The sequence below is a fragment of the Acetobacter sp. DsW_059 genome, assembly GCF_002153695.1.
Lineage (GTDB): Bacteria > Pseudomonadota > Alphaproteobacteria > Acetobacterales > Acetobacteraceae > Acetobacter > Acetobacter thailandicus.
Map to the genome: position 1 here is coordinate 26,548 of NZ_JOPI01000005.1, position 21,749 is coordinate 48,296.

Genomic DNA, 21,749 nt, shown 5'->3' on the forward strand with positions numbered 1-21,749 from the left:
AAAATGCGGCTGGCCTTTTTATGCCAGCTCACGCTCCAGACGACTGGCCATAAACTGCACAAAAACACGCACTTTAGGCAGATACTGCCGGCTGGATGGCCATAGCAGACTAACCGCACGTTCGTCATAAACGCAGGCATCAAAAATAGCGGTGAGCTTACCTGCTTTGAGGTTTTCACTCACAATCAGGTCGGGCAGCAGGGCAATACCCTGGTCGCCCATCACCATACTCAGCAGCGTGCTGACATTATTGGCCACTGCCGACTGTGGCAGCTCAGGGCGCAGGCTCTGCCCGTTATGCAAAAAGGTCCAGGGCGAAAGGCGGCCTGTTGTGGGGTAGCGGTAACGCAGGCAGCGATGCGCTGTCAGGTCGCTGACCTGCTGCGGGTGGCCATAACGGGCAATATAAGCCGGAGTAGCCACCAGCTGATGCCTGAACCCCTTGAGACGGCGCATTCTGAGGCGTGAATCTTCCACCGTGCCAATACGCATCACGACATCAAACCCCTCCTCCACCACATTGACCAGGCGGTCACTGAAGTCGAGATCAAGCTCAATCTCAGGATACTCGCTCTGAAACGCGATAATATGATGCATCATCTCTGTGCCCATACTGGGAAAACCCACACGCAGCCGCCCCACCGGTGCGGTTGTAACCTCCCCCATCTCCTCACGTGCGGCTTCATACTCAGCAAAAATACGATGGCAGCGCACCAGAAACTTCTCGCCCTCAGCCGTCAGGGCGATGGCCCGTGTTGAGCGATAAAACAGCCTGACCTCAAGCCCGGCTTCAAGGCGGGCGATAGTGCGCCCGATAGCTGAGGAGGAAATACCCAGTCTGCGCCCTGCTTCTTTAAAACTGCCGGTTTCAGCAGCCTGCACAAAAGCCTCGAGTGCAGCAAAATGCGGTGATGACATGATTGCGTTTCAGTTCGTTATGTTCGAACGATTAGGCCATTTATTGTTGCCTGCGCAATACCTAACTTAAGGGCGTTACCACGTTACATGACATTGAGGAGTTTTTCTTATGGCCTCTCCCGCCCTGCTAAAGCCTTTTACGCTTAAAGACATTACCCTGCGCAACCGCGTGGCTGTGCCACCAATGTGCCAGTATATCGCCACCGATGGCATACCTAATGACGGCCACCATGTTCATTATGGCGCACTGTCACGGGGGGGAGCCGGCGTTGTGGTCGTTGAAGCCACGGCTGTTGCCCCTGAAGGGCGTATCACCCCGGGCTGCCTCGGCCTGTGGAATGATGAACAGAAAGAAGCCTTTGTTCCCGTTGTAAAAGCCATTAAAGACGGCGGGGCTGTGCCTGGAATTCAGATCGCACATGCAGGCCGCAAAGCCAGCGCGAACATCCCCTGGGAAGGCGATGACCATATTCCCGAAAGCGACCCGCGCAGCTGGCAGACCATTGCCCCTTCAGCCATTGCGTTTGGTGCGCACCTGCCACGCACACCCAAAGCAATGACCACTGACGATATTGCAACGGTTAAGCAGCAGTTTGCTGATGCCGCACGCCGCGCCCTTGAAGCCGGGTTTGAATGGATCGAGCTGCATTTTGCCCATGGCTACCTGGCACAGAGCTTTTTTTCAGAATACACCAACCAGCGCACCGATGCTTATGGTGGCAGCCTTGAAAACCGCTGCCGTTTTCTGATTGAAACTCTGGCTGAGGTCAAAAAAGTCTGGCCTGAGCACCTGCCGCTGACGGCCCGCTTTGGCGTAATTGAATTTGACGGCCGCAATGAGGAAACATTTGCCAACTCGCTGTATCTGATCAAACGCCTGAAAAAAGAAGGCCTTGATCTGCTCAGTGTCAGCATGGGCTTTACTATCCCTGATGTGCACATCCCCTGGGGGCCTGGCTTTATGGCGCCTTATGCCGAGCGTGTGCGTAAAGAAGCCGGCATACCTGTCACCACCGCATGGGGCTTTGAGGTGCCTGCCGTAGCTGAGCAGGCTGTCGCTGAAGAGAGGCTTGATCTTGTCTCTGTCGGGCGGGCGCATCTTGCCAACCCGCACTGGACATATGCCGCAGCAAAAGCCCTGCGGGCCGACCGCGCCGCATGGGTTTTACCTCCGTCCTATGCGCGCTGGCTTGAGCGTTACAGCCTGGGTCAGTTTTAATATTGTCTGATCTGAAATAAAAAAACCTGCATATCCGGATGTACTATAATCCGGCTCTGTGCAGGTCTTTTTTTTGCGCATGTCTGTGCTGGTCAGTGGCAGAACAAAGCCCTCCCCTCTCTACAGTGCCGGAGGTTGCCTTATGTCTCTCTCTCGCCATGTCTGCGACGATGCGCCCCGCATGGCGCCGCTGCCGGGCACACACGCCTGGTATTGCCAGCAGGAACGCACAGACTGCGCCACCCTGACCGATATTGCCCGCCATATTAAAACACTTGCAGCGCGCCTGCGCCCGCAGATTGACAGTCTTTATCTTACCTCTGCCCCGCTGGCCGCCCTTGAATGCTGTGACACACTAACCGCCTGGCAACCGCCCCCTTACGCAACGGGAGGCAGCACACCATAGCAGGCTGTTTATTTAACCTGCGATCCTGATCGGAGTGGCTTCGGCCTCAGCCGCACTGACCACCACCCGAACGGGAATAGACTTGGCGGCAGGGGTACCGCTCACCTTATCAAAATACTCAAGTGGCAAAAGCGGGTTCAGCTCAGGGTAATACCCGGCAATGGCCCCGCGTGGCATGGGGTAGTCAACCACGCTCAGACCATCAACATGGCGGCGGTATCCGTCCTCCGTGCAGGTTTCAAGCGCAATGACCGACCCGTTGGCCAGGCCACGCTCTTTCATGTCATCACGGTTCATAAACACCACCATGCGGGTATTATACACGCCACGATAACGGTCGCTGTTGCTATAGATCGTGGTGTTATACTGATCGTGAGAGCGGATCGTCGCCAGGCGCAGCATGCCAGGTTCGGCCACCACATCATTCACCTCAAGGCCGGGCAGCACAAAGATATTGGCTTTACCGGTCTCTGTTTTCCACACACGGCGGCGGGGTGCCACGTCAAGGTGCAGGCCTTTAGGGTGTTTGATCCGCTCAGAAAAGTCAGCATAAATCTCGGGGTAAACCGCCGCAATTTTATCGCGGATGAGGGAGTAATCCTCCTGATAGGCCGCCCAGTCCAGGCGGGACTCAGGCAGTGTTGCCATAGCCATGCGGCACACAATTTCAGTCTCTGGCAGAGCCTGCGGGCTGACCGGGTCAAACACCCCGCGTGAAGCTGTGACATTTGACATCGCATCTTCAATCGTGACGAACTGCTCACCCGCACTGGTGATAATCCGCTCAGAGCGAGAAACAACGGGCAGAATAAGCGCGTCTTTACCATGCACCAGGTGGCCGCGGTTCAGCTTGGTGGTAATGCCAACGGTCAGGTTCAGGCGCGACATAGCCGCATATGACCGCTCGGTGTCAGGCATCGCACGAATAAAATTACCACCCATGCCAATAAAGACCTTAGCGGTGCCGGCCTCCATCGCCTCAAGCGATTCAACAGCATGGTGGCCATGCTCACGCGGGGGTTCAAAGCCAAACACATCGCGCACTTTGTCGAGATAGGCCTGAGTGGGTTTTTCATCAATACCCACAGTGCGGTCACCCTGCACGTTGGAATGGCCACGTATAGGGGCAATGCCTGCACCAGGTTTACCAAAATTGCCACGCAGCATCAGCAGGTTTGCGACCTGCTGCACAAGGTTTGAACCTTTCTGATGCTGGGTAATGCCCATGCCATAACAGATGATCGTAGCGTTAGATTTCTGGTAAATAGCAGCAAGTTTGCGGATCTGCTCCTCTGAAACGCCAGCAATGCGGGTAATATCAGCCCAGTCATAACTCAGCGCATCGGCACGCAGCTCTTCAAGACCCAGCGTGTGCTCTGCCAGAAACTCTTTATCAAGTGCGTCTTCACCGCGGGCATCAGCTTCAAACAGAACCTTCATAATGCCTTTGAAAATGGCAAGGTCACCGCCAATGCGCACATGCACAAACTCGTTCGAGATCGCGGTTGATCCCATGGTTGCCATCTTCACCATATCCTGCGGCTCAGTAAAGCGGATCAGCGCACGCTCTGGCATCGGGTTAATGAGCACAATGGGGATGCCACGCTTACGGGCTTCAACCAGATTGGTCATCATACGCGGTGAGTTGGTGCCGGTGTTCTGCCCTACGACAAAAATAGCCTCGGCGTGCTCAAAGTCTGCCATGACAATGGTGCCCTTGCCCACACCCAGAGCCGGAGCCAGGCCACGGCTTGTTGGCTCATGGCACATATTAGAGCAGTCGGGGAAATTGTTGGTGCCGAACTCGCGCACAAAAATAGAGTAGAGAAACGCAGTCTCGTTAGCTGTGCGGCCTGATGTATAAAACTCAGCCTGGTCGGGGCTGTCGAGCGAGCGGAGGTGCCGGCCGATCATGGCAAAGGCATCATCCCACGAGACGGGCACATATTTGTCAGTTGCAGCGTCATAGCGCATGGGCTCAGTAAGCCGCCCCTGCATTTCGAGCCAGTAATCGCTTTTTTCCATCAGCTGCGTGACGGTAAATTCTTCAAAAAAATCGGCCGTGATGCGGGCCTTTGTCGCCTCGTGCGCCAGTGCCTTGGCACCGTTTTCACAAAACTCGAGTGTTTTGCGCTCGTCAGGGTCAGGGAAAGCACAGCTGGGGCATTTAAACCCGCCAGGCTGGTTCATCGCCAGCAAGCCGCGAGAGCCTTTAACCAGCACGCTCTGCTCCATAAGCACTTTGGCCGTCGCCCCGGCCGCCCCCCAGCCACCCGCCGGATGGTGATAGGGTTTAAAGAGAGCTTCTTTCTCTTGGCTCATGATAACAATTCCTCAGAAGGAACCAGCGTGGCTGGAAAACGACAAAAAAGGCCGGTAACACATGCCACCGGTCAGTGATGCAGTCAGGTAATTATGCGAGAATGCCGAACTCTTTCATGGCGGGTACGAAATTCTCATTTTCATGCTGTGATCGTGCAAGTTTAATCAGGGCAAAGCGCTGCAGCGGCGTAAGGCTCTGCCACACACTCAGCGCAGGCGGCGGCACGTTATCAGCGTGGGCCTGTGCCAGCACGGCATCAGGCACGTGAACGGTCTGCTGCCAGTCTGCAAGGTTTTGTGCAGCAAGCAGCTTAGCGGGTTCATCAGTTCTGGTGGCAATAAGGTGCAGCACCAGCGTACGATAAGCCTCAACCTGCTGCGGGGTTGTGCAGGGCTGTTCGGTCAGCTGACCGCGCTCCTCACGCGAAAGCCTGCTCCACTGACGAAGGCTCATTTTAATCGCTACAATATCGAGTTTCTGGCGGGCAATCATCGGAATGCAGCGTAAAGAACCTGCAAAGTCACTTTCAAAGTCAAAAATCATGGTACCTTAATCCACCACTGCCCTGCAGGGCCGGGAGGTCACCCTAGCACCTCAACTGATTGTGGATAAGAGTTTTTTTAGTGTAACAGAAGCATGACAGATATAACCCGCATGACACAGTATCTCTGCTGCATTACGCTTCAAAAAAACATTCATTATAATTACATATTATATTTTACTTGATTAAATTAAAAATAACATAAATAAATATGGATAAATTAATTAAGTAAAGGATAGAAAGGGACAAACAAATTATTTATATATACGTATGATGAAAATTTTAATGAATCAATAGAATTAAGTGGAAAGTCATGTTTTTTAGATCCGGTATATGCGTTTAAAAATGATTCAATTAATTTGACCAATAAAATAAAATCAAAATTAACATGTAATAGTACCGGCAGTCTGTTCAAAGTATCAGGCGGGATAGAACACTCTGAGATTTCTATAGATCTGACTCTTCCTTCCAGCCCCTACTTCAGTAAATTACCCTCCCTCTCAGGGCGCATAAAAAAAATTGTTATTCATTTAAATACGAATTTAATTTATATACCAGAAGAAAAGAAAAGTATTATTGTCCATAAAAATGATTTTTTTGGATCCTCTCTAAGCAAAGTCGAAATCCATTTATAAAGTAAAATTTCAGGTCATCACATTTTATACTGATGACATTGCCAGCACACTATGTCACAGCCCCTGCGGGCAGAGACTGTGACATATGCTGTAATCAGCGGTTAGGTGGCGCCATAAACTCAGGCCCGACCGGGTCAGTGATTGTTGTTTTAAGAATACGATCAATCTCCGCACGGTCTGCCTCACTCAGGTGCCAGCCAAACACATCGGCCACCCCTTCGATCTGAGCAGGCTTTCTTGCCCCCCACAGGGCAATGAGCGGCCCCTGGTCAAGCACCCAGCGAATAGCCAGCACCATAACAGACTTACCATGTTTATCTGCCAGGGCGCGCAGCTGCTCAACCGCTGCAAGATACTGCTTAAAGCGCGGTGCCTGGAATTTAGGGTCACCACTACGCAGGTCAGTCGCAGGGAAAGTCGTCTCAGCCGTCATTTTACCGGCCAGCAGCCCACGACACAGCGGGCCGTAACCCAGGCCCACCAGCTTGTGCCCGACCATGTAAGGCAGAATATCTTTTTCAATATCACGCTCAAACAGGTTATAGGGCGGCTGCAAAACAGAAAGTGGCGCATGCTGCCTGAAAGTTTCAATTTGTGCGACTGAGTAGTTCGATACGCCCAGTGTGCGCACCTTCCCCTCCTTCACCAGTTCAGCCAGCACGCTGGCCGTCTCAGCAACGGGGGTTTTATCATCAGGCCAGTGCACCTGATAAATGTCGAGATAATCAGTTTTCAGGCGGCGCAGGGAGTCTTCCACCTCCTGGCGGATGCGCGCCGGGCTGCTGTCACGAAAAGGTTTTTCATCTTTCCAGTTCAGGCCCACTTTGGTGGCAATAACCACCTTGTCACGCCGGCCCTCAAGCGCACGGCCAATCACTTCTTCAGAGTGCCCAAAGCCATAAACCGGCGCGGTGTCGATCAGGTCAATGCCCTCATCAAGCGCGCTGTGAATGGTGCGTATCGCGTTATCATCATCGGGTCCGCCCCACATCCAGCCGCCAATCGCCCACGTGCCAAGCGCAACGCGTGAGACAGATTTACCAAGCCCCGGAATGGAGATTTTGTCCTGTGAGATCATCTGGAGAGCCTCCTTGTGAAGTTCAGGTTGACGCAGACTCTAACCAGGATAAGCCCGCCCGTCTATGCGGGTTATGCCCCGCCCTGAACACAGTGTATGGCTCGGTTGCACTGACCTGCCAGCTTTTACGCTCTCATATTCAGATCACGCGTAGTTACCAGGCCTATCATACGCTGGTGCAGGCGGCTGGTCGCCTGACGGGCGGTTTCGGGCTGAATGCTGGCGCAGGCATCGGTAATAACCCTGGTCTCAAACTCAAGTAATGCGGCGTCACAGGCGGTATCAGCCACGCAGACATCATAAGCCAGCCCGCACACAAAAACCCGCTTTACCCCACGCTCATGCAAAAAGCCGTTCAGCCCTGTGGGGTGATAGCCTCCGGCATCAGAGAAGGCTGAATAACTGTCAGTGTCCCGCATTGTTCCTTTTCTGAAAAAGGCTGACACCCTGCGCGTATGCAGCACTGAAGACAGCTCAGCCCCGTATGTGCCCTGCACACAGTGGCGCGGCCATGGCCCCCCGCTGCTGTGAAAAGAGCAGTGGTCTGCGGGGTGCCAGTCCTGTGTGGTGACAATAGTCTGAAAAGGCATGTCAGTAAGCTGGTTAATAACGGGCAGAATACGCTCAGCCCCTGGCACGACCAGCGCCCCGCCACGCAGAAAATCGTTCTGAACATCAACAATAATCAGGGCATCTGCGGGAGTAACCGGCATGTACACTGTGCTCCGTCTTCTCTATAGGGCAGACAGGCTGCTCTGCCCGGGCAAAACGAGTAAAGCACTGTTTTGCCTCTGCCTGCTACCTGTTTGCTGTGCTAAACAGGGCCATGACCGCCATCACATTAAGGAGCACACGTTATGGCCCAGCAATTTGCCAGTGATAACTATGCCGGGGCCTGCCCTGAAGCATGGGAGGCTATGCAACAGGCCAATAGTGGTTCTCTCGTCGCTTATGGTGAGGATGAATGGACAGCACGCGCCGCACAGGCCTTTCGCACGCTGTTTGATACACAATGCGAGGTCTTTTTCGTTTTTAACGGCACGGCAGCAAACTCGCTGGCTCTGGCTTCTTTATGCCAGTCCTACAACAGCGTGATCTGTGCCTCATGCGCGCATGTCGAAACTGACGAATGTGGCGCACCTGAATTCTTCTCCGGCGGGGCAAAGCTGCTGGTCGCACGCACTGACAGCGCAAAGCTCACCCCTGAGGATATCCGCTCTCTGGCCACCTGCCGTTCTGACATTCACTACCCCCGCCCGCGGGCTGTCACTATCACGCAACCCACAGAAACCGGCGAGATTTATACACCCGACGAAATACGCGCCATTTCACAAACCTGCCGTGCGCTTGGCCTGCGCCTGCATATGGACGGCTCACGCTTTGCCAATGCCTGTGCCTCTCTCAGGTGCAGCCCGGCCGACATAACCTGGAAAGCCGGTGTGGATGTGCTGTGCTTTGGCGGCACAAAAAACGGTATGATGGTGGGTGAGGCTGTTGTCTTCTTTGACCCCGCCCTGGCAGACGGCTTTGACTATCGCTGTAAACAGGCCGGACAGCTTGCCTCTAAAATGCGTTTTCTGTCAGCCCCCTGGGTGCATATGCTCGAAAGTGGCGCCTGGCTGCGCAACGGGGCACATGGCAATGCCTGCGCACAAAAGCTGGCTGATGCGATAAAGGCTCTTCCCGGTGTTGATCTGCTTTTTCCGGTGCAGGCCAATGGTGTCTTCGTACGTGGGTCAGACATATTATTTGAAAAACTCCGCGCCAGAGGCTGGCGTTTTTATACCTTCATTGGTGGCGGCGCGCGCTTTATGTTCGCGTGGGATGCCGACCCTGCCCGTGTTGATGAACTGGCTTCTGACATTGCTTTATGCAGCAAAGACGACCTGTAACTGACAGGTGACGCCATTATCATGCCCGGGCTGGTGTTAGCGCGGAACTATTTGAAACAATATCACTATGGGCAGGTCTGTATTATCGCCTGCCCTTTATAAATTTCAGCCTCCTCAGAGAGGTTAAATAACCGGAAAAGTAATGCAAACTGGCATTATCTTCTCCGCTCTACTATTCTGAAAAAACATATTCTGAAACAAAACAGCGAATACCATGATCAGAAAAACAAAAACTGTTTTCACGACCTCTTACAGGCATATGCTTATGGGAGGACTAAGTCTGAGCCTGCCTCTCCTGACAGGGGGATGCTCTTTATTTCATAAATCTTCTCCCGCAGTGCCGCAGTCCGTACAAAATTCAGATGACGTGTATCAGGCAGCAGGCTCCTCGCCCGACTGGCACCTGACGCTCTCTGGCAACACACTCACCTTTAACCGGCAGGGTGCACCGACACAGATTAAAACACTGACGGAGGATGAGAGCGATTCAGCGCACAGAACCTATCTCACTAAAAAAATGAAAGTTGATGTGACCCCTCAGACCTGCACAAACAGTACAACAGGTCAGACCTACAGCGAGACAGTGACCGTAAAAACACCGCAGGGCACTTATCATGGCTGCGGTGGCGACCCTGCCAGAGCAGCGATTATTAACGGCACAAGCTGGGTTGTTACGGCATTAAACGGCACTCCTGTTACGGCAGGCAACGACCGGCCAAGCCTTACAGATGCAACAACTGATATGGCCCCGGATGTGCAGCAAACCCCGACCCTCAACATCAACGCCACAGGTGATGTCTCTGGCTCTGACGGGTGCAACCGTTACTCAGGGGGGATGACTGTCAGACCAGAAGGCAGGATCATTCACCAGCAAAGCGGCATGAATACACTCATGGCCTGCTCTGGCGCAATTATGCAGCGGGCTGACATATTTAACGGGCTGCTCCGGGCTGCGACAAGCTGGCAGGCCAGTGGCAGCACCCTCACCCTTAAAACAGATGATGACCGCACTATTCAGCTGCGCCAGATTTTATAAACCTGAATTAAAACCGGTTATTTTCATACAAAAAGGGCCGCTGTTGATGTCTCAACAGCGGCCCTGCCTGTTTCAGATCAGGAAGATCTTATCAGAAGGTTGTGCCAGCCTGCAGCAGGAAGGTACGACCTGCATAGTAACCACCATATGTTGAGTCGTTACTGTTATCAGAAGTGTTAACAAGGAACGGAGGCTGTTTGTTCGCAAGGTTCTGAACTTCGAACTGGAATGCCCATTTCTTGTAGTTATAGTTAAAGGTCAGGTCCTGAAGAACCATGTTTGGTGTTTTAACACGACCAAAACCCTGTGATTTGTAAATACGGTTTGAACCGTCGTTCCAGTGCATGCCGCTCATATACTGCAGCATATAGGTTACGCTGAAGTCGTTATGACGCCATGTAAAGGAAGCATAATCACGCACGGTCGGGTTAGATGTGCCCCCGGCCTGATAGGTGATCGTGCCTTTATAGTCATATTTCGGGCCACCCGGAACCAGCTGCTGCTTGTAGCTCACCAGTTTCTGGAAGTTATTCGAAATAATCAGCGAGTCTTCCCAGGTCAGACGGATGCGGTATGTCAGATCCCAGTCAATACCACTGGTGGTCATAGCACCGCCATTGATATTGTAAGCTGAAACAGAGTTGATCTGTCCGTTGCTCAGACGGTTAATCGCTGCACAGTTTGATGTGCCTGTACCCGTGTAGCAGCTATCAAGAATATACTGTGTTGGCAGTGAGGTAATCATGTTTGATACACGATAATGCCAGAAGGATACGCTGGTCATCAGGCCAGGAACCCAGCGTGGTGTCATGGTTGCGCCAAAAGTATAGGTACGGCCAACCTCAGGCTGCAGCTTGGTGTTACCCCCCATAAGGGTTGCGACCTGACCTGCCCCTGCTGCTGTAAAGTTTTTAGGGTTAATGCCATGCTTCATGCAGTTTGCCATAACGGTTGGCTGTAATGCACCATAAGTTGTGATCTGCGATGAGTCACACGGATCAGCAGCACCATTATAGCTCATATACTGACCACCATAGAGCTCAAACACGTTTGGCTGACGGAAAGACGTACCCAGTGTACCACGGAAGGCGATATCACGGGTTGGTGCCCAGTTAATACCAACTTTCCAGTTATAGGTATTACCAAAAGTATTATAGCCTGAATAACGACCCTGACCATCAATAGACAGGTTTTTAGCAAACATCGCATTGTGCAGCAGGGTCAGGTTACCTTCAAGGTAAGCTTCAGAGGCATTAAAGCCACCACCTGTTGCAGCCATTGTGTTGCTCAGCGTACCACCCTGCTGAATAAGCGGGTCAGGGGTATAGCTCAGCTGCTCACTACGGTGCTCCATACCAAGAGCAATACCCAGGCTGCCACCGTGAGCATACGGCATTTTCACGACGTTGTCGTTGTGAATACGTACGTTGGTGTCACGCAGCTGATAATGATAGTGATCGTGCTCTTTATAGTTGGCGTAAGCTGTAGCCTCCTGAGAGAGAGGACCCAGCGCACTCGAGAACGAGCAGCCGGCGGCACCGGCACAGGCATTCGGGTTATAAACCAGCGAACTGTTGGAATCACCTGGTGTTGCAGGAGACAGACCCCAGACCTGAAGCAGTTTTGCGTAGTTACCCACACCTGATGTCGTCATTGTGCCCATGGTTGAACCATAGGTGAAGGAGGCATCGTACTTCCAGCCAGCGATAATATCGCCTTTTGCACCAACCATAGCGGTCAGTGCGTCAACTGACGTATCGGCTTTACGTTTGCCAAATTCATCCATACGACGGTACATCTGCAGCTCTTCACCGCTGGTGTTACCAGGGTAATTGCTCGGAATAACAATAGAGCTTGGCAGAGTAGAAGGCGGGTTGCTGCCTGTAGCAGGCATAGGCGCCATTGTCGTTGAGGATGTTTTATGACTGTACATCACGTTAGAATAAAGCGTGAAGTGCTTGTTAAAGTCATAATGTGCATCACCCATCAGGCTTGAGTTATCAAGCTCGTTGAGGAGTGACTGGTCCTGCGCATAGTTATAACGGCTGGAGCTGCTGTAAGGTGTCAGACCACCGGCAGAATTACCGTTAAAAACCGGGCTTCCTGCATCATTAAAAAACGTACCGCTGGTAGAGATAACCGAACCATAACTCTGCGAACCGCTGGAAGTGTTAGAAACCTGTGGGTTACGCGCCCATTTGCGGTTCCACTGCTTCACACCGTCCTGATGGCTGAACTGACCAAAAATAGTCACGTTGCCGCGGTTATGGTCGAAGTTCCAGCCTTTATAAGCTGATGCCATAAACTGACGGTTATCACCATATTGCGTGAGGCTGCCACGCATGGTCACACCACCGGTATTGACGTCATGCTTCATTTTAATGTTGATAACGCCGGAGACTGCGTCAGCACCATAAAGCTCTGAACCACCATCTTTAAGAATTTCGATTGAGCTGATCGCCATCACCGGGATGGAGTTCATGTCAACGCACTGACCAACGCCTGTTGAGCTCTGTGTGACACGCTTGCCATCAACCAGAACCAGCACACGGTTACCACCAAGGTTACGGATGTCAGTACAGGACATACCCGCACCACCATTGGTATCTGCGTTGCCAGTGCCGCCTGAACCAACTGATGGCATACGCTGAAGGAAGTCACCAACGTTTGTCACACCGGTCTGCTGAATTTCTTTAGCAGTAATGGTCTGCACAGGGTTCGCGCTGAACTGACGCGCCTGCTTAAGGAACGAACCTGTCACAGTTACAGCTTCGGTGCTACCGGCAACAGTTGCCTGATCAAGCGTTTTCGCATTGGTGACGCGTACTGCTGATTTGCTGGTAGCAACCTGCTTAGACTGACCGGCAGAGGTCGCTGCGGTCTGATGAGCAGATGATGCCTTAGCAGTGCTGGCGTTACGTGCACGCGTTGCTTTTTTCTTCACATGATGAACGGCCGCAGTTGTATCGGCTCCACCAGTTGTTTGTGCATAAGCGAACGAGGCTGAGAGGGAAAAGCCGGCTGAGAAAACCGGCAAGACATACAACAGTCTGAACGACCGCCGCACCTGTGACTTTCGGTGGGGTATCTGAATCATATGGAAGAAAGACCTCTGCAACAGGAAATTATGACAACTTCATGAACTTCGTTAGACGGTTTCGATTATGAAATTATCGCCTCAGTTGTCGATGCAGAATCAGCACATGTCTTTTTTTCTTCGCAACACTGCTGCATTTACGCCACAGTTACACCCCGATCACAGCCAGAAACTGGCTGAAATGCACATTCTTACGATAAGTCATTTCGATATCAGATCAGAACTCAACCCCGGCCTGCACCTGAAAGTTGCGCCCCAGAATCGCATTCCAGTAGCGACTGGTGTCCCCCTGGTAAGGATATTGAGGGCGGGCGTTAAACACGTTATTCATGACAAAATTAACATTGTAATGCCTGGCGAAGGTATATCCCGTTGTGAAATTAAACGTGAAATACTGTTTCATAGTATTATGCGGGTAGAGCCCTCCAGGCACCTGGAGCTTATATTTGGCTTTACCATAATACTGCATCTGCCACTGAGCGAAGAGTGGCCCGCGCATATAGTTAAAGCTGGCTGTAAAATTATCCCGCAAATCAGATGAATCACCCAGATACTGATAGCGTGTGGTTAAAATCTGACCTGTATGACGTATATTGTGCGCATAATTCACAGTCGTCTGCACTGCACCGGCATTTTCTGACAGACCAAGTTTTGATAAAGGCAGGTAATACGTGGCATGCACCTGCATAGCACGTGTATGCTGCGTGCCAATATTGTAGTTACCCGCAGTAAAACCATTTTTAATCTGAAAATCAGAGTTTCTGCTAAAACTATTGCAATATTTATTATCAGGATAAGAAGCAGAATCATAGCATGCTGCCAGTATCTGTTCCAGGCTGAGTGATTCAATCTGCTTTTTTACACGCACATCATACACATCAACTCCAATACTTAACCCTCTGACCCAGCGCGGCTGAACAGATGTACCAACAGTAAACTGTGAAGCTTCTTCATTTTTAAGATTTTTGTTTCCGCCAGACTGCCCTCTGACAGAAAATTTATTAAAATTTGACTGAAAATCCTTAGGCACACCGGCTTTCGTGCAGTTCATACGCCGTTGCACAGGGTTAGGCCCCGAATTAATGGCGGTGACATCGCACGGGTCTGTCCCTTTGCTATAAATTGTTCCCATTGGCTGAAACAACTCAGAGACTGAAGGGGCACGAAACGAAGTCGTATAGTTTCCATGAAACACAATGTCACGCACAGGCGCATAGCTGCCGCCGCCTGAATAGGCCCAGAAACCACCGGTCATGCTGTTATTGACATAACGGGCCGAACCGGTTGCCGTAAGAGAATAAACCCCCCTTACATGCATAAGAGGCGACACAAGCGGGATGAGTGTTTCAGCAAAGACCTCGTTGGTATGGTAAGAGCCCTGCACATTCTGCATTGCCACTTTAGCCCCATATGACTGGTATGTACCGTCTGCCATCTCCTGCCCGCGGTAATATCCGCCAGGATTAAAGCTGGTCTCCTCAAAGCGATGTTCGTAACCAAAGTCATAAGTCCAGTCACCGGCTGGCAGCTTCATTACTGTGCTGCGCACATCAGCATTCAGGTCCCATTGCTGGTTCACAGACCGTGCCGTCGCACTGGTCTGAATATAATCACGTGCTGCGCCGGAGGCCTGGTCATAACCAAACGGATTAAGGGGCGCACAGGTCTGACTAAAGGCCGGATAAGCTGCATTAGTATAATCTGGTGCACAGACAATATTACCCGCGCCATCAACCTGCGCGTTCAGGGCATTAAGATAGTTCTGTAAAAGAAGTTCTGTCTGCTTTGTGCGCGAACGATACTGGCCATATTCAAAACTCCCCTTCCAGTCAAAGTGCCTGTGACCTGCATTAAAGTCACCCTGCAGGCCACCCACAAACCGGAACAGGTCAGTCGTCGTTGTATATTTGCCTTTATAATAATCTGTGCTGGCACGGGAGAGGTAGAATTTATCCGTCGGCAAGCCAGCATTTGCCAGGTTTTGTCTGAGGATCTCTCTCACCTCAGAAGGTCAGAAACGGATTATCCGTGCTGAGCTCCATCGCGCCATTAGGCTGGCCGGGGCCGTCAAACACATCATCGAACATCTGAGTGTTGTAATAAGGCTGCGAAGCCGTATTCGCGACTGAAGAGTGGACGTACCAGGCCTCATAAGTAAAACGCAGATGCCTGGTAAAATCATAATGCCCGAGCGTTGTCAGGTTCAGACGCTGCTGGTCATTTAAGAGATTTCCATAGTTACCTATCGGGAAACCATTCATCTCCCCCTTTTTACCGACAGCCGTAAATCCATCCCCCGTCGGGGTACCGGGCCTGAGCGGCACAAGCGACCTGCCATCCTGACTAAAAATAAGAGGCTGCCCGGCCTGGCTGGTAATCGAGCTTCCCGTCGCAACTCCCTGATAGTTAGGATAATCGCCATAATTACCCAGCATGCCAGGCACACCGGTTTGCGTAAACGGCAGATACTCGCGGCTGCCGCGGCTCAGATCATAACCGTTACCCGCCTGATTACGCGTATATTGCAGTTTTTTATCGCTTGTACCGGCCCATCGTGCCCTGTCAGCATTTGTCATGCCAAAGGTCTGATTATACTCAACATCAAACACAACTGTGCCGCGCTCATGGTCAAAATGAGTACCGGCCTTACCCGCCAGACGATAATCTATACCATCACCCTTCTGGCTAAAGCCGGTCTGCCCGGTCAGGTTCACGCCTTTATAATCATCATCCAGAATAAAGTTCTGCACACCCGCAATAGCGTCAGACCCATAAACCGGCCCGCCGGAACCCACGACCACATCAACTTTTTTAATCAGCAAAGTGGGGATGTTTGCCAGGTCAACCGGGGAGCCCTGTACCGCACTAAACTGCGAAGCCGTAGAGGATGATACAAAACGCCGGCCATTCACCAGCGTCAGCGTGCGCTGAGCTCCCAGCCCCAGCAAATCACCATAAGTCTGCCCGGCACCGAAAGCACCTCCTGCTGCCCCCACAGGGCTGTTAGCCGGTGTGCTGTAATTCGGGTTTTCAGTCATCAGGGCCATACCAATATTGGTGTAGCCCCGATGCCTGATCTGATCTTCGCCAAGTGTCATTGACGCCATATTGTCGGTCAGGCGCCCCTTTTGCAGGCGCGAACCTGTGACCGTGACGGTCTCCTTCCTGCCGGAAAGAACAGTATCCTGCTGCACTTTCCTGACGACAGAAGACGGAACCTCCGCCCCGGACGAAACCGCAGCCGCGGCAGACTGAGCAGCTCCCTGTGGCTGCGTATGCCCCTTACTGGCATAGACTTTTTTATGCTGCACCGCCTTCTTCGGACTCCGGACCTCTGATGCCGGGCGCTCTTCGCTCTGAGCTTCGGCCATATCAGACCAGCACCACGGCATCAGAGCAGGCAAAGCAGACAACAGTATTAAAGAATAACGGGATAAATTTATTCGTTTTACATCAGTTTTATTCATTTCAGCACGAATCCTGCATCCACGGCACAGAGCGATTCCGGTCGGGTATCAGCATGCTGACTTTATTTATTACAGTAAATTAATTTAATGACATTATTGTAAATATAAGACCTCATTGTTGCTTATTGGCAACAAAAATATGCCACACCCTGCCACATAAAAAACCTTAGAAAATCAAGCAACTGTGCTTTTTTTACCAATCTTCCCCCTTTCGGGGCTCCGCACTTTACTTGACACCCCGCACGCTGCCCCATAACTCAGAATGCATTGCAACCCTGATGTGCTTTCGCCTTCTGGCTGAAGCACAGATACTGCCGGGACGTTATAATGCTTAAGAATCGCTCATGGCTTTATGCTCTGACAACAGCCACCTGCCTTGCCGGCAGCAGCACCCATGCGCTGGCTGACGCACTGCCCGCAACCAATCCGTTTGCGACAGAAAGCACTCTGCCTTATCACGCTCCACGCTTTGACCAGATCAAAGACAGTGACTACCAGCCCGCTTTTATGCAGGGCATGAGTGAGCAGGCCGCAGAAATTAACAAAATTGCCACGAACCCTGAGTCAGCAACGTTTGACAACACCATTGTTGCACTCGAGCGCTCAGGCCGCCTGCTCGACCGTGTGCAGGAAACCTTCAATGGTGTTTACAGTGCAAACACCAACCCGGCTCTGGACAAAGTGCAGGAAGCGATTGCACCGCTGCTCTCAGCGCACGCTGATGCCATTTATATGAACCCCGCTTTGTTTGCCCGTGTACAGTTTCTGCATGCCCGCCAGGATGCTCTGGGGCTGAATGCCGAACAAAAACAGGTCATTAACATTTACTACCAGGCTTTTATTCATTCAGGTGCAAAACTGACTGATGAAGAAAAAGCAAAGCTGCGCGCACTCAACACACAGCTTTCAAAACTCGAAACACAGTTTCAGCAAAAACTGCTGGCTGCCACAAAAGCCGCAGCTCTTATTGTGCCCGATAAAGCCGCTCTGGCTGGCCTTGATGACGCCGCGCTGAACCAGGCCGCAACAGCAGCAGCCGGCCGCAACCTGAATGGTAAATGGCTTATCGCGCTGCAAAACACTACACAGCAGCCGATTTTCTCTTCTATGGATGACCGCGCCACACGTCAGGCATTGTTTGAACATTCATGGACCCGCGCTGAGCAGGGTGGTGCAAACGACACCCGCGACACTATTGCCACCATTGCACAGCTGCGCGCCCGGAAAGCGGCTCTGTTTGGTTATTCTGACTATGCCAGCTACATCCTTTCTGATCAGATGGCCAGCACACCAGCTCAGATCCATCAGTTCATTAGCAAAATGCTGCCTGCCCTGGCTGCCAAGCAGAAACAGGAAGTCACCGACCTTCAGGCTTTTATTGACCAGCAGAACAAAAAAGACGGCAAAGACAGCTTTGCTCTCCAGCCATGGGACTGGTCTTATTATGCAGACAGGCTGCGTAAAGAGAAATTCCACCTCGATGAGAGCCAGCTGAAGCCTTATTTTGAGCTGAACCGCGTGCTGACTGACGGTGTGTTCTTTGCCGCTAACAAGCTCTATGGCATCACCTTTAAACGCCGCACCGACATTCCGGTTTATAACCCTGATGTGATGGTCTTTGAAGTGTTTGACAAAGACAACTCACCACTGGGGCTGATGTATTTTGACTACTTCCAGCGTGACAACAAAAACGGCGGCGCATGGATGTCGAATTTTGTTGGCCAGTCAAAACTGCTGGGCACAAAACCAGTTATTTATAACGTCGGCAATTTTGCAAAACCTGAAAAAGGTCAGCCTGCCCTCATCTCTTATGATGATGTTGTCACCATGTTCCACGAATTTGGCCATGCACTGCATGGGCTGTTTGCGGCACAGACCTACCCTATTCTTTCAGGCACAGCGGTAGCCCGTGACTTTGTTGAGTTCCCGTCGCAGTTCAATGAGCACTGGTCGCTGGAGCCAACCGTGCTGGCACATTATGCCGTTAATTATAAAACCGGCGCGCCTATGCCTGCTGACCTGGTAAAACGCCTGAAAGAATCCTCTTCTTTCGATGCCGGTTACAGAATGGGCGAAATCGTCTCCGCTGCTGAACTTGACCTGGACTGGCACAGCCTGAATGCCTCCGCCCCCAGGCAGGACGTTGATGTGTTTGAGAAAAATGCTCTGAGCAAAATGGGCCTCAACACGACGGATATCCCGCCGCGTTATCGTTCAAGCTACTTCCTGCATATCTGGAGCAACGGGTACTCAGCTGGGTATTATGCCTATCTGTGGACGCAGATGCTGTGTGATGACAGCTATGACTGGTTTGTAAAACATGGTGGCCTGACACGTGAAAACGGGCAGCGCTTCCGTGATATGATCCTCTCACGCGGTCATACACAGGATTATGAGCCCATGTTTAAAGCCTTCTACGGCAAAGACCCTGACATCGGGCCAATGCTGGTTTCACGCGGGCTGACTGTAAAAAATTAAGCTACAAGCACGCTCCTGCCCCCTGTACGGGGGGGCAGGCCGTCATGGTGCCTCCTGCCTGACGGGCGTGGGGCGCCGCCGCTCCGACACGGCACAGGCTAACACCGCACCCAGTAAAAATGCGGAAGCATGAAAACGAAACCCCCGATGGTCTGCTTCACGGCACTCGAACCATAAACCGGTTTTAGGGATAACGGGGCTGGCAGCCCTGTCAGTAAACGCAACCATGCTCACCCCATAGCTTTCAAGCCGCTGGCTCAGCTCCGTCGTCTGCTCAAAATATGGCGAGAAAGAGAGCACGACAGCCGCATCTTCCGGGCCTGCACGGCGTATAGCATCATACTCCATTCCGCTTTCGAGGCCGATCAGACAATGTGCTATCCCTCTGACGGAAAAATAATATGCAACCAGGCGTGCCACAGGCATGCTTTCTTTAAGCCCCAGAATATAAATCACTCTGGCCGATGCCAGGATATCAGCTGCCGCCTCGAGCCGTTCAGGCCGGGTTTCCCTGCACACGGCATCGAGTGACAAACCTGCCGCCCGGCAAAACCCGTCAAGCAGGTTACCAGCACGCGCGGGCTGACCATCTGAGCGCCTGAGCGCTGCTGCCCAGGCTTCATGCTGCAGGCTGCGCTGGAAAAAATACTTTTTAAAAACAGAATGTAACTCAGAAAAACTTTCAAAGCCCAGAGCGTGTGCAAATCTTACAATTGTCGAAGGCTGCACGCCCGCTGTTTCAGACAGGACTTTAGCCGTACCCATGGCAAATTCTTCCGGGTGGCTGACAACAAAATCAGCAAACTGACGCAGGCGCGGGCTTAGCCCATCATAACGCTGACGTAGTTTATGATAAAAATTATCATAATTCTCAATGGTTTTTTCATAATCGTCAGAAGATGACACAGTTTCTGAGGTCATATGCCTTACCGCTCTCACAATAAAAAATATGAATAAGTTTATTTATATTTAGTCAAATCATAATTTTTTTAAAGAATTATTTGTTTTTTAATTAATAATCATACGGTTATACACGAAAATACCCATCCCTCCTGAAAGTTCAGACATACAGAAGCGCGAACTCTTGCCCGTGTAAAACAATCCAGAGTAACAAGAGAGCCACGCGCGTGCACTGACACGCAAAGGAGCCCGGCCTCCCCCCTCACCCCTATAGTGCGAAGGGATAAAATAGTTATGAAAACATGCCATATTCTGGGTGTGCCCGTGCAAACCGGTGCCTCCCGTAAGGGCTGTATTATGGGCCCTGCCGCCCTGCGCACAGCCGGACTGCCTGACACACTGCGCCAGCTTGGCTGGGATGTCACTGACCTGGGAGATGCCCAGCCCGACCAGTACCAGAACGTTAACCACACCAACCCGGCTGTGCATCATCTGCCCGACATGGTTGCCTGGACCAGCAGCCTGACCCGCCATGCCCTGCAGATGGCCCGTACATGCGATGTGCCTGTTTTTATGGGCGGTGACCACTCCATGTCTGCCGGCACTGTGGCAGGCATAGCGCAACATGCTGCTGAGCTTAATCAGCCTCAGTTTGTGCTCTGGCTTGATGCGCATACAGACCTGCACACACTGCACACCACCACCAGCGGTAATCTGCACGGTACACCTGTTGCCTATTTTACCGGACAGACAGGGTTTGAGGGGCTCCCTCCCCTTGCTGCACCGGTTGGCCCCCATAATATGTACATGATGGGCATCCGCTCCGTTGACCCGGAAGAGAAACGCCACGCACGTGATATTGGTGTCACTGTTTTTGACATGCGCACCCTGGATGAGAGCGGTGTGATCAGGCCACTGACCCATTTTCTTGAACGGGTGGAACATGCCGGCGGACGCTTACATGTCAGCCTGGATGTTGACTTTCTTGACCCCGAAATCGCACCAGGCGGTGGCACCGTAGTGCCCGGTGGCATCACTTTTCGCGAAGCCCATCTGATTATGGAAATTCTGCATGACAGCGGGCTGGTTACCTCGCTCGACCTGGCAGAGCTTAACCCTTTTCTGGATGTCAGAGGCAAAACAGCGCACCTGCTGACCGACCTGACCGCCAGCCTGTTTGGGCGGCATATTCTTTAAAGCACCTTCAGGGCGCAGAGGCTGTAACCGTGTAACCTGTATAAGGTGCACGACAAAACAGCCTTTGCCCCACGCTCAGGTCACACTCACGATAAATACCCTGCTCACGAATAACGGCCCTGCCTGTATAAGGCCCGCCACAAAATGACACCTGCCCCACGCTCAGGTCACATTTCCTGTATGCTCCCTGAGAGCGGATGATGGCTGTGCCGGAATAAAGCCCGCCACAAAATGACTGTTGCCCGGCGGTCAGGTTACACTGGCGATAAGGCCTGGCCGCCACAGGAGCAGAGGCCGCACTGGCAGGCTGAGCCAGCACATCACCGGCAGCAAAAACACCACCAAACAATAAAAAAGCAAAGCCTTTACACAAAATTCCCGCAGATGAAGGGCTAATGAATTTTGTCATCTGTCTCTCTCTCTTATTCAAAAACATTGCAGGTCTGACAAAAAAACACTTTTTTTAAATAAGACCTTGACCATAAAAAAAAACACCTATAGATGAGCACTCACGCCTCCAGTCCCGTTCGTCTAGAGGCCTAGGACACCGCCCTTTCACGGC

Annotated in this window: 16 protein-coding genes; 6 read left to right on the forward strand and 10 right to left on the reverse strand. The window is 51.9% G+C overall.

Annotated elements, in window-relative coordinates; translation table 11 throughout:
- Positions 1–18 precede the first annotated feature (18 nt).
- Complete coding sequence (locus tag HK25_RS01320) at positions 19–918, reverse strand: LysR family transcriptional regulator (protein ID WP_086635048.1); 900 nt, start codon at positions 916–918, stop codon at positions 19–21.
- Positions 919–1,027: 109 nt separating this feature from the next.
- Here HK25_RS01320 and HK25_RS01325 point away from each other — a divergent pair, with 109 nt between their 5' ends.
- Positions 1,028–2,137, forward strand: coding sequence for an NADH:flavin oxidoreductase/NADH oxidase (locus HK25_RS01325; RefSeq protein WP_086635049.1), 1,110 nt, complete (start codon positions 1,028–1,030; stop codon positions 2,135–2,137).
- Positions 2,138–2,279: 142 nt separating this feature from the next.
- Positions 2,280–2,543, forward strand: a complete 264-nt coding sequence (locus HK25_RS01330; protein ID WP_143295948.1) for a hypothetical protein — start codon at positions 2,280–2,282, stop codon at positions 2,541–2,543.
- A 12-nt stretch (positions 2,544–2,555) separates the two neighbouring features.
- Here HK25_RS01330 and HK25_RS01335 read toward each other — a convergent pair whose 3' ends face one another.
- From HK25_RS01335 to HK25_RS01350, 4 genes are all read right to left on the reverse strand, one after another.
- Positions 2,556–4,865, reverse strand: coding sequence for an FdhF/YdeP family oxidoreductase (locus HK25_RS01335; RefSeq protein WP_086635051.1), 2,310 nt, complete (start codon positions 4,863–4,865; stop codon positions 2,556–2,558).
- Positions 4,866–4,956: 91 nt separating this feature from the next.
- A complete protein-coding gene (locus HK25_RS01340) occupies positions 4,957–5,409 on the reverse strand; it encodes a nitrate reductase associated protein (RefSeq protein ID WP_086554743.1) in 453 nt (150 codons plus the stop codon).
- 727 nt (positions 5,410–6,136) lie between these two features.
- Positions 6,137–7,120 carry an aldo/keto reductase gene (locus tag HK25_RS01345; RefSeq protein WP_086554741.1) on the reverse strand — a complete coding sequence of 328 codons (984 nt, stop codon included), beginning with the start codon at positions 7,118–7,120 and terminating at the stop codon, positions 6,137–6,139.
- Positions 7,121–7,245: 125 nt separating this feature from the next.
- A complete protein-coding gene (locus HK25_RS01350) occupies positions 7,246–7,833 on the reverse strand; it encodes an isochorismatase family protein (protein ID WP_086635052.1) in 588 nt (195 codons plus the stop codon).
- Between the two features lie 144 nt (positions 7,834–7,977).
- Here HK25_RS01350 and HK25_RS01355 point away from each other — a divergent pair, with 144 nt between their 5' ends.
- Entirely contained in the window at positions 7,978–9,012 is a 1,035-nt protein-coding gene (locus HK25_RS01355) for a low specificity L-threonine aldolase (protein WP_086635053.1), read from the forward strand.
- A 214-nt stretch (positions 9,013–9,226) separates the two neighbouring features.
- Positions 9,227–10,048, forward strand: a complete 822-nt coding sequence (locus HK25_RS01360) for an META domain-containing protein (protein WP_086635054.1) — start codon at positions 9,227–9,229, stop codon at positions 10,046–10,048.
- Between the two features lie 91 nt (positions 10,049–10,139).
- On the opposite strand, the gene HK25_RS01365 is transcribed toward HK25_RS01360, so the two are convergent.
- The 3 genes from HK25_RS01365 to HK25_RS01375 form a co-directional block, all read right to left on the reverse strand.
- Positions 10,140–13,145, reverse strand: a complete 3,006-nt coding sequence (locus HK25_RS01365) for a TonB-dependent receptor domain-containing protein (RefSeq protein WP_086635055.1) — start codon at positions 13,143–13,145, stop codon at positions 10,140–10,142.
- A gap of 217 nt (positions 13,146–13,362) precedes the next feature.
- Entirely contained in the window at positions 13,363–15,108 is a 1,746-nt protein-coding gene (locus HK25_RS01370) for a TonB-dependent receptor (protein WP_143295949.1), read from the reverse strand.
- A gap of 40 nt (positions 15,109–15,148) precedes the next feature.
- The gene (locus HK25_RS01375; RefSeq protein ID WP_086635057.1) at positions 15,149–16,612 is read right to left on the reverse strand and encodes a TonB-dependent receptor plug domain-containing protein; all 1,464 of its coding nucleotides are present in this window, start codon (positions 16,610–16,612) and stop codon (positions 15,149–15,151) included.
- 327 nt (positions 16,613–16,939) lie between these two features.
- Between HK25_RS01375 and HK25_RS01380 the strand changes: the two genes are divergently transcribed.
- Positions 16,940–19,090: a M3 family metallopeptidase gene (locus tag HK25_RS01380; RefSeq protein ID WP_086635058.1), complete on the forward strand. Its 2,151-nt coding sequence runs from the start codon at positions 16,940–16,942 to the stop codon at positions 19,088–19,090.
- A 42-nt stretch (positions 19,091–19,132) separates the two neighbouring features.
- Here HK25_RS01380 and HK25_RS01385 read toward each other — a convergent pair whose 3' ends face one another.
- Positions 19,133–20,011, reverse strand: coding sequence for a MurR/RpiR family transcriptional regulator (locus tag HK25_RS01385; RefSeq protein ID WP_086554733.1), 879 nt, complete (start codon positions 20,009–20,011; stop codon positions 19,133–19,135).
- Positions 20,012–20,284: 273 nt separating this feature from the next.
- On the opposite strand from HK25_RS01385, the gene rocF reads away from it, so the two are divergent.
- On the forward strand, positions 20,285–21,187 hold the full coding sequence (gene rocF, locus HK25_RS01390; RefSeq protein WP_086635059.1) for an arginase: 903 nt from the start codon (positions 20,285–20,287) through the stop codon (positions 21,185–21,187).
- 7 nt (positions 21,188–21,194) lie between these two features.
- Here rocF and HK25_RS01395 read toward each other — a convergent pair whose 3' ends face one another.
- Entirely contained in the window at positions 21,195–21,596 is a 402-nt protein-coding gene (locus HK25_RS01395) for a hypothetical protein (protein WP_086554731.1), read from the reverse strand.
- Between the last annotated feature and the right edge of the window lie 153 nt (positions 21,597–21,749).

What these genes read in the sequence shown, in the direction of transcription:
- HK25_RS01380 (WP_086635058.1), top strand. Translation starts at nt 16,940, where the DNA reads ATGCTTAAGAATCGCTCATGGCTTTATGCTCTGACAACAGCCACCTGC.
- HK25_RS01395 (WP_086554731.1), bottom strand. Translation starts at nt 21,596, where the DNA reads ATGACAAAATTCATTAGCCCTTCATCTGCGGGAATTTTGTGTAAAGGC.
- HK25_RS01325 (WP_086635049.1), top strand. Translation starts at nt 1,028, where the DNA reads ATGGCCTCTCCCGCCCTGCTAAAGCCTTTTACGCTTAAAGACATTACC.
- HK25_RS01345 (WP_086554741.1), bottom strand. Translation starts at nt 7,120, where the DNA reads ATGATCTCACAGGACAAAATCTCCATTCCGGGGCTTGGTAAATCTGTC.
- HK25_RS01385 (WP_086554733.1), bottom strand. Translation starts at nt 20,011, where the DNA reads ATGACCTCAGAAACTGTGTCATCTTCTGACGATTATGAAAAAACCATT.
- HK25_RS01350 (WP_086635052.1), bottom strand. Translation starts at nt 7,833, where the DNA reads ATGCCGGTTACTCCCGCAGATGCCCTGATTATTGTTGATGTTCAGAAC.
- HK25_RS01365 (WP_086635055.1), bottom strand. Translation starts at nt 13,145, where the DNA reads ATGATTCAGATACCCCACCGAAAGTCACAGGTGCGGCGGTCGTTCAGA.
- HK25_RS01320 (WP_086635048.1), bottom strand. Translation starts at nt 918, where the DNA reads ATGTCATCACCGCATTTTGCTGCACTCGAGGCTTTTGTGCAGGCTGCT.
- HK25_RS01360 (WP_086635054.1), top strand. Translation starts at nt 9,227, where the DNA reads ATGATCAGAAAAACAAAAACTGTTTTCACGACCTCTTACAGGCATATG.
- HK25_RS01335 (WP_086635051.1), bottom strand. Translation starts at nt 4,865, where the DNA reads ATGAGCCAAGAGAAAGAAGCTCTCTTTAAACCCTATCACCATCCGGCG.
- HK25_RS01375 (WP_086635057.1), bottom strand. Translation starts at nt 16,612, where the DNA reads ATGAATAAAACTGATGTAAAACGAATAAATTTATCCCGTTATTCTTTA.
- HK25_RS01330 (WP_143295948.1), top strand. Translation starts at nt 2,280, where the DNA reads ATGTCTCTCTCTCGCCATGTCTGCGACGATGCGCCCCGCATGGCGCCG.
- rocF (WP_086635059.1), top strand. Translation starts at nt 20,285, where the DNA reads ATGAAAACATGCCATATTCTGGGTGTGCCCGTGCAAACCGGTGCCTCC.
- HK25_RS01340 (WP_086554743.1), bottom strand. Translation starts at nt 5,409, where the DNA reads ATGATTTTTGACTTTGAAAGTGACTTTGCAGGTTCTTTACGCTGCATT.
- HK25_RS01355 (WP_086635053.1), top strand. Translation starts at nt 7,978, where the DNA reads ATGGCCCAGCAATTTGCCAGTGATAACTATGCCGGGGCCTGCCCTGAA.